Annotated in this window: 5 protein-coding genes; 1 reads left to right on the forward strand and 4 read right to left on the reverse strand. The window is 73.5% G+C overall.

Annotated features, from left to right (window positions below; genetic code table 11):
* Positions 1-47: 47 nt before the first annotated feature.
* The 4 genes from R7226_RS23565 to R7226_RS23580 form a co-directional block, all read right to left on the reverse strand.
* Positions 48-1,046 carry a zinc-binding metallopeptidase family protein gene (locus R7226_RS23565; protein WP_318599807.1) on the reverse strand — a complete coding sequence of 333 codons (999 nt, stop codon included), beginning with the start codon at positions 1,044-1,046 and terminating at the stop codon, positions 48-50.
* Between the two features lie 29 nt (positions 1,047-1,075).
* Complete coding sequence (locus tag R7226_RS23570; protein ID WP_318599808.1) at positions 1,076-1,801, reverse strand: hypothetical protein; 726 nt, start codon at positions 1,799-1,801, stop codon at positions 1,076-1,078.
* Entirely contained in the window at positions 1,798-3,432 is a 1,635-nt protein-coding gene (locus R7226_RS23575) for a hypothetical protein (RefSeq protein ID WP_318599809.1), read from the reverse strand. Before R7226_RS23575 ends, R7226_RS23570 begins: the two co-directional genes overlap by 4 nt.
* Positions 3,433-3,501: 69 nt before the next feature.
* Positions 3,502-5,316 (reverse strand): hypothetical protein, encoded by a 1,815-nt coding sequence (locus R7226_RS23580; protein WP_318599810.1) that lies wholly within the window; start codon positions 5,314-5,316, stop codon positions 3,502-3,504.
* Positions 5,317-5,529: 213 nt separating this feature from the next.
* Here R7226_RS23580 and R7226_RS23585 point away from each other — a divergent pair.
* Positions 5,530-7,489: metallophosphoesterase family protein (locus tag R7226_RS23585; protein ID WP_318599811.1), on the forward strand; the 1,960-nt coding region annotated here is incomplete at its 3' end.

Below are 7,489 nucleotides of genomic sequence, written 5' to 3' on the forward strand. Positions count from 1 at the left end.
GATTTCCGGAGTGGAGGCTAGCCGGCGCGCTGGACGCCCCGCGCCGCTCAGGCCACCGCCGCCGCCCGCGCCAGCTGGTCGACGAAGGTCAACTTGCGCTGGACCGGCGGGGCGAGGACGAAGGGGTAGAGGTCCTCGACGCCCATCGAGCGGTTGACGGCGTTGAGCGCGAGCGTCAGCGGGATCCAGGCATCGAGCAGCTCGGTGATGTCGCCGTGGGCGTCGGGCGGGTCGGAGTGCAGCGGGGCGCGCTCCCCGATCCCCTCGGCGGGGCCGTCGACGCGGACGCCCCAGGCGGCCGCGGTCTGGAGCGCGTCGTTGACGTGCAGCCAGTGGGCGAAGGTCTCGGCCCAGTCCTCCCACGGGTGCATCGAGGCGTAGGCGGAGACGAAGCGGTCGCGCCAGTCGGGCGGCGGGCCGGCGGCGTAGTGGCGGTCCATCGCCGCCTGGTAGTCGGCGCGCTCGTCGCCGAAGATCCGCCGGCAGGCCTCCTGCTCGGGCGAGCCGTCGGCGATCAGGACCGACTGGTACCAGTGGCCGACCTCGTGGCGCAGGTGGCCCTCCAGCGTCCGGTACGGCTCCCCCAGCTGCACGCGCATCCGCTCGCGGTGGACCGGGTCGGCCTCGGCCAGGTCGATCGTGACGATCCCGTCGGCGTGGCCGGTCGTGACCGGCTCGCCGGCGCTGGAGAGGAAGTCGAAGCCGAGGCCGCCGGGGCCGTCGGTCCACGAGCGCAGCGGCAGCTCCAGCTCGGCGAGGCCGAACAGCAGCCGGCGCTTGGCCGCCTCCACCAGCGCGAAGGCGGCGAGGCCGGCGAGGTCGCCGTCAGCGGGGCGCGTGCGCGTCAGCCGGCAGCTGGCGCAGAGCGCGCCCGGCGCCGGCGCGAGCCAGTTGCAGGCGGCGATCCCGGCGTTCGCGCACGGCACGCCGGCGCGCACGACCGTGCGCTCCCGCGGGTCGTACGCGACGGCGGTGGAGCAGTTGAGGCAGCGCGTCGCCTCGAAGTCGACCAGCTGGCGGCACTGCGGGCAGGCGAAGACGCGCACGCGGGGTGACGCTAGCAGCGCGCGGGGCCTCAGCCGACGATGCGCCGGCGGCCGCGCCAGCCCCATACCGCGAGGAAGCCGCCGAGCAGGCCAGCCGCCACGCCGCCCAGGATCGTCAGCACGCCGCTGCCCACCCAGCTCGGCGTCCCGGGCGTCACGACGAACGCGACCGCGCCGGGCCGCCGCCGCTCGGAGCTGCGCGTGCCGGAGGTGTAGGCGCAGGCGATCGTCACGCGCCCGGGCTGCGAGCTGAAGTGGCCGACCGACGCCGCGTTGCCGAGCGTCGCCGCGACCCCCTGGCGCGCACCGCGGAAGGCGGTCTGGACGCCATCGGGCATCGTCGCCAGGCAGCCGGTGTCGCGCACCGCCAGCTCCTGCACCTCGTCGTTGGAGAAGAGGCCCTCGAACAGCAGGTAGACCGTGTAGTGGCGGCGCTCGCCGGGCGGCACCTCGAACGCGAGCGCGCCGCCGCGGCCGCCCTCGCGCACGATCCCGCGACCGACCGCGTCGCCCTCGATCCGGCCGTGCGCGCCGACCGCCTGGACGATCCCCACGGCCAGGCCGGCGATCCCGCCGACCAGCAGCACGACGCCGAGCACGAGCCGGATCCAGCCGCGCCGCTGGACCGACGGGCGGCTGCCGAAGGGATCCTCGCCGGCCGGGAAGCCCGACTCGCCCGCGACCGGCCGCGGCAGCTCGGCGCGCGCGCCCGGCGCGCCGCCGACCGGCGTCACGTCCGGGTCGCTCCAGCTCACGCGCTGTCCATGTCGGTCGCCGGCCAGCAGTAGCGGTACGGCGGCGGCTGCTCCATCCCCCACTCCCACTCGGTCAGGCTGTCGACGACGGCCGCCGCGCGCGCCGCCGGTCGCAGCAGTGCCGGGATCATGTCGAAGCCCTCCTCGGGCACTGCCAGCGCCGGCCGCCGCCGCAGCCCGTTGCCGAGCCGCGCCTGCAGCACGTCGCGCTCGTAGGCCGCCCAGCGCTCGCGGCCGGCGAGGTAGTCGGGCCGGTCGCGGTAGACGATCGCGAGCAGCTCGCAGCCGCGCGTGCGCATCCGCTCCTCACCGTCCGCGCACGGCTGCTTCGGGCCGAGGTTGGTCGAGAAGAAGCCGCCCTGCATCAGCTCCAGCGGATGGTCGACGGTCGCCTGCGCGCTGTAGCAGTCGAACGGCTGCACGCCGACGATCTCCAGGTACGCGCGCAGCAGCTCCTGCGGCGTCGCGGGCAGGTACGGATAGGGCGAGGGGACCGGCGGCGGGTGGTGGATCTTGAGGTGGACGGCCCGCCCGATCGCCTCCCAGTTGAGCAGCTCGACGTGGACGCCGGCAGCGGCGGCCGGGTCGGCCGGCAGCGGCAGCGGCGCGGCGGCGCGCAGCCGCGCGAAGGCGCCGGAGTCCTCCTGCGGATGGATCGCGACGACGCCCTGCACGAGCGTGCGCATCTCGTGCTGCTCGCCCGTGCCTCTCAGCTGGCGGAACTCGGAGATGCGCGCGAGGCCGAGGCACTGCTCCGGGCCGATGCCGGCGGCGAGGCAGAAGGCGAGCGCGAGGTCCTCGTCGAGCAGCGACGGCTCGCCGAGCCGGCGCGCGACCCACTGCTCGACGGCGCGGAACGAGGTCGCGACCAACGGCGGCGCGGCGGCGGCACCGCTGTCGGCCGCGGCGAAGCGGGCGGCGGCGGCCTCGTGGACGACGTCCCACTCGACGACGCGGCCGCGCTCGGAGTGCGGCGTCAGCGGGCCGCTGATGCGATCGGGGACGCGGTAGACGCCGAAGACGCGCTCGGGCTGGGCCGCCAGGCCCGACTCGTGCAGGTGGGCGAGCAGCTCGGCCAGCTGCGTCTCGCCGCGCGTCGCGAGGCGGCTGATCGCGATCTCTGCCGCCTGCGGGGCGCGGTACGGCAGCCGGGCGGCGTCGCGCGCGGCGCGCTCGGCGGCGGCGACCTCGATCCGCTCCTGGGGGTCGGAGATCTGCTTGACCTCCTGGATCCCGAAGCTCTGGCGCAGCGCCTGCTTGAACTCGCCTCTGCGTGACGCGCGCATCGCTCTGACGGTCTCGAAGGTGCCCTGCGAGCGCAGCATCGCCTCCAGCTCCTGCGGGGTCGCGACGTCGTTGACGCCGGCGCCGTAGACGTACTTGCCGGCCGGCCCTTCGAGCACGCGCGTGCCGTCGGAGATCGCCTTCGCCTCCTCCCACGCCGCCTGCGACTCGGCCCGGCCCTGCTCGACCCGTGCCATGTTGGCGTCATAGGCGGCGCGCTGCTCGGGCGTCAGGTATCTGAGGCTGGCCTCGATCTGCTCGTCGCTCGGCGGGTTGCGCGCCGCGTCGAGGCCTCTGGCGATGTTGGACGGCTTGAAGGCGGTGAGGACCTGCTTGAAGAGTCCCATCGTGCGCCGACCGTACGCCGCGGGCGGCGCGCTGACAGTGTCGTCTTCGTCTCACTCTGGTCGCTGGTGCTACCCCACCTTCACCGCCACGCTCGCGCCGCCGGGAGTGGCGCCGGGCGCGGTCAGCGCGACCGACAGCGTCGCCGGCAAAGGTCTGCGCAGCTTCGCCAGCCTTGTCAGGACGGCGCGTGCGGGCTTGAGCGTCACGGTCGCGTCTCTGCCGGCGCCGCAGCGGACGGTCGCGCGGGCGACCGCGGGCGCTCTGCCCTTCAGGCCGAGCGCTCTCGCCGCTCTGCCCGTCACGGTCAACGCGACGGTTGCCGCGGCCGCGTGCGAGCAGGCGAATCTGACCCTTGCCCCTCTGCGCAGCACGGCCGCGGTGAGGCGGGCACCGCGCTTGGCGCGCACCGTCGCGACGAGCTGAGCGGCGGCCGGTCTCGCGACCGGCGGCGGATTCTCAGCGCCGCCCCCGCCGGGCGGAGTTCCACCACCGCCGCCAGGCGGCGTCCCACCGCCACCGCCACCGCCACCGCCGCCCCCGCCGGGCGGCGGCTCCTCGCCGCCGCCTCCACCGCCGACCGGGCAGCCATCGAGGGTGCCGGGCCCGGCGGCGGCGGGGCATCTGTCGAGATCGCCGAAGAAGCCGTCGCCGTCGAGGTCGGGCGGCGCGACCGGCAGGCAGCCGTCAGCGGTCGTGCCTCTGACGGCCGGGCAGGCGTCGGCGACGTCGGCGACGCCGTCACCGTCGCCGTCGGGGCCCGCGAGCGTTCTGAACGACTGCGTCCCGTGCACCGGCGCGCCCGTCTGCGGCGTGAAGGTCCATCTGATCGTCATCGGCGTGTTCCACTCGCCTCTGACGTTGCCGTTCTGGCCCGGCTTGTCCCACGCGAACGGAGCCCAACCGCCGTTCGGGCCGGTCACATCAGGCGCCGGCAGGATCTGGATCAGCTCCTGCCCAGCGCCGACGGTGCCGTTGAAGCCGGCCGCCGGGTTGCTCGAGTCGATCACCAGCGTCGGCGTCGGCGTGTCGGTGCGGTGGATCTGGAAGGAGACCGTGCCGGGCTTGCCGGCGACGTAGAAGTTGGCCCAGAACTCGGTCCGGTTGCGCAGGTCCAGCGGGGTCTGCGGCGCGTCGGGCTTCCAGAACGGGACCGCCGACTGCTCGCGCGCGAAATAGACGTACGGCTGCTCGCCGAGGTTCTCGAAGACGTTCGCCCACACCTCGCTGCCGCCGGGGTTGGCGTACACGCCGACCGAGTTCGTCATCCACATGAATCTGTCGGGACCGGCCATCCCCAGCAGCTTTCTCGTGCTTCTGACCGGCACGAAGATCTGCAGCTGACCGCCGTTGACGAGCGGCCGGAAGCCGATGCTGTACCCGCCGCTGTGGTAGGCCGACGGGCTCGCCTGCGCCGGGCAGATCTGGCCTCTGGAGCCGAAGCCCTCCCAGGTCTGGCCGGTCACCTCGGAGAACTGGTCGACTCTGGTCGCGTTGCGCGAGAGGTAGAAGCAGCGGATCTGCCGCGTCGTGTCGATCGACGTGCCGTGCGGCAGCAGCAGGTCGGTCGAGATCCCGGCCGAGCCGAGCCCGCACGGATTGCCGGGGACCGACAGCAGCACCGCCGTCCAGTACTGGTCGCCGACCTTGACGACGCCGTTGCGCCCGCCGTAGGAGCCGATCCCGCTGACCATCACCTCGCTGTAGGGCGCGCCGAGGATGCTACAGTTCTGGCCGGTCTGCTGGATCAGCGAGCCGGAGAACCAGCTCGACTGGGCGCCGCCGACGGCGACCTCGGGGATCAGCGCGCCGGCCGGCGCGGCGGCGGCGCAGCAGGCGATCAGGACGGTCAGCAGCGTGGCGAGAGCGGCACGGATCCGGAGCATCGCTCCACCCTCGCGCGGCGCGCCCGCGCTCGCATCAGGGAAACCACCGGCACGACCCCTACCCTTTCGCGCCGCGACCGCTCGGGACGCCTTCGTTCACTCAACACCCCTTCACAACGCGACCCCCGCTCGGTAACACGACGGGGGCAGGCGGCGAGCATCGTGACGGGCGCGTCAGGCCCCAGTCGTCCCTCGAATCGAAGGTTCCCTCACATGTCCCGTTCCGTTCGGGCGAAGTCACTTCGCCTGGCGCCTGTCGCGCTGTCAGTCGCCCTGCTCGGCGGCGTCACCGTCGACCAGCTCTCCGACCCGGTGCCGGCGCAGGCCGGCGCCGTCAACGGCCTCGAGCTGCTGACCGACCCGTTCCTCCAGCTCCCCACCGCCGACGGCGTCAGCGTCGTCTGGTTCACCGAGTGGGCGGGCGACGAGCACACCGTCCACGTCGGCGGCCGCACCTTCGCCGCCACGACGACGAAGCTCAGCCAGACGGCCGAGGACAGCGCCTCGCAGCTGCCCGTCGAGGAGAAGCCGACCGCCGAGCAGGGGATCGTCGCGCGCGACGTGTTCCGCCACGAGGCGATCGTCACCGACCTCACCGCCGGCGAGAAGGTCCCGTACCGCGTCGTCTCGACGAAGGGCGGCCGCTTCGTCAGCTCCAACACCTTCAAGCTCGCGCCGGCGCCGGCGAAGGGCCAGCCGCAGCGGATCCTGCTGACCAGCGACCACCAGGCGATGGTCAACACGCCGGCCAACCTGGAGATGGCGGCGAGAACGATCGGCGACATCGACGCCGTCTTCCTCGCCGGCGACCTCGTCAACATCCCCGACCGCGCGTCGGAGTGGTTCGACGATCAGCGCGGCTCCGCTTTCTTCCCCGTGCTGCAGGGCAGAGGCGGCCGCGCCTCGACCCACGGCGAGGTCTACAAGGGCGCCGAGATCATCCAGAGCGCACCGCTCTTCCCCGCCGTCGGCAACCACGAGGTGCAGGGCGCGCGCGCCGGGCAGACGTCGCTCGGCAGCTCCTTCAACGCGCCGGTCCCGAGAGCGATCGTCGAGCGCGCCTACGCCGCCGTCGCCGACCAGGTCAACCCCAGACGCGACGCCGCCGTCAAGGCCCGCTGGATCGAGGAGCACTCGTTCAGCACCGCGACCTACGAGGAGATCTTCTCGCTCCCCGACGGCTCGCCCGGCGGCGAGACCTACTACGCGATCACGCTCGGCGACGTGCGCCTGATCTCGCTCTACTCGACGCGCATCTGGCGCTCCAGCAGCGCGACCGCCGATCCGGCCGCGCGCAGAGCGATCACGCGCTACCACGAGTCGGCCGACGTGCTCGGCGACCAGCTCAGACAGGGCTGGGGCGAGCACATCTTCGAGGCGATCGACGCCGGCAGCCCGCAGCTCAGATGGCTCGAGTCGGAGCTGGCCAGCTCCGAGTTCAGAGACGCGCGCTACCGCGTCGTGATCCTGCACGAGGGTCCGCAGGGTCTCGGCGACAACATCATGCCGGTCTTCACCGACCCGGTGAAGACGGAGGAGCGCGACGCCGCCGGCAGACTGACCGGCATCCGCTACGAGTACCCGACGAGCAGAAACGGGCTGCTGCGCGACCTCCAGCCGATGCTCGAGCAGGCCGGCGTCGACCTCGTGCAGAACGGTCACAGCCACCTCTGGAACCGCTTTGTCAGCGCCGGCGGGACCAGCTTCATCGAGACCTCCAACACCGGCAACACCTACGGAGCGTTCCACCAGCTCAGCGGCCGCTCGCGCCCGCTGCCGCCGGCGCCGTGGCTGATCAGCAACTACCTGTCGATCGGCAACCCCGGCGGCCTGGCGCCGATCCTGCCGAGCGAGAACCCGATGCTCGCGCCCAACGGCGAGCCGATGCCGTTCGTGCAGTCCAACGACCACAACGTCTTCACGGTGCTCGACACGGGCACCAACGAGGTCGTCTCCTACATCTACGACGTGCGCACCCCCGAGATCGCGCCGGTCGTGCTCGACCGCTTCTCGGTCGGCCGCCCGGCGAGCGCGCCCGGCGGCGGCGTCGTGCCGCCGGCGATCGGCGGCGACAGAGACGGCGGCTACGTCGCGCCTGAGGGCGGCAAGGGCGCGGGCGGGTCCGGCGCTGGCGCGGGCGGCGCGGACGCGGGCTCCGACGCGGGCGCGGGCG

Origin of the sequence: Conexibacter stalactiti, assembly GCF_033542075.1 — a bacterium.
In the GTDB taxonomy this organism is placed as follows: domain Bacteria; phylum Actinomycetota; class Thermoleophilia; order Solirubrobacterales; family Solirubrobacteraceae; genus Conexibacter; species Conexibacter stalactiti.

Bases quoted from the DNA above. Each gene is read 5' to 3' on its own strand.
- R7226_RS23575 (WP_318599809.1), bottom strand. From the start codon at position 3,432: ATGGGACTCTTCAAGCAGGTCCTCACCGCCTTCAAGCCGTCCAACATC.
- R7226_RS23580 (WP_318599810.1), bottom strand. From the start codon at position 5,316: ATGCTCCGGATCCGTGCCGCTCTCGCCACGCTGCTGACCGTCCTGATC.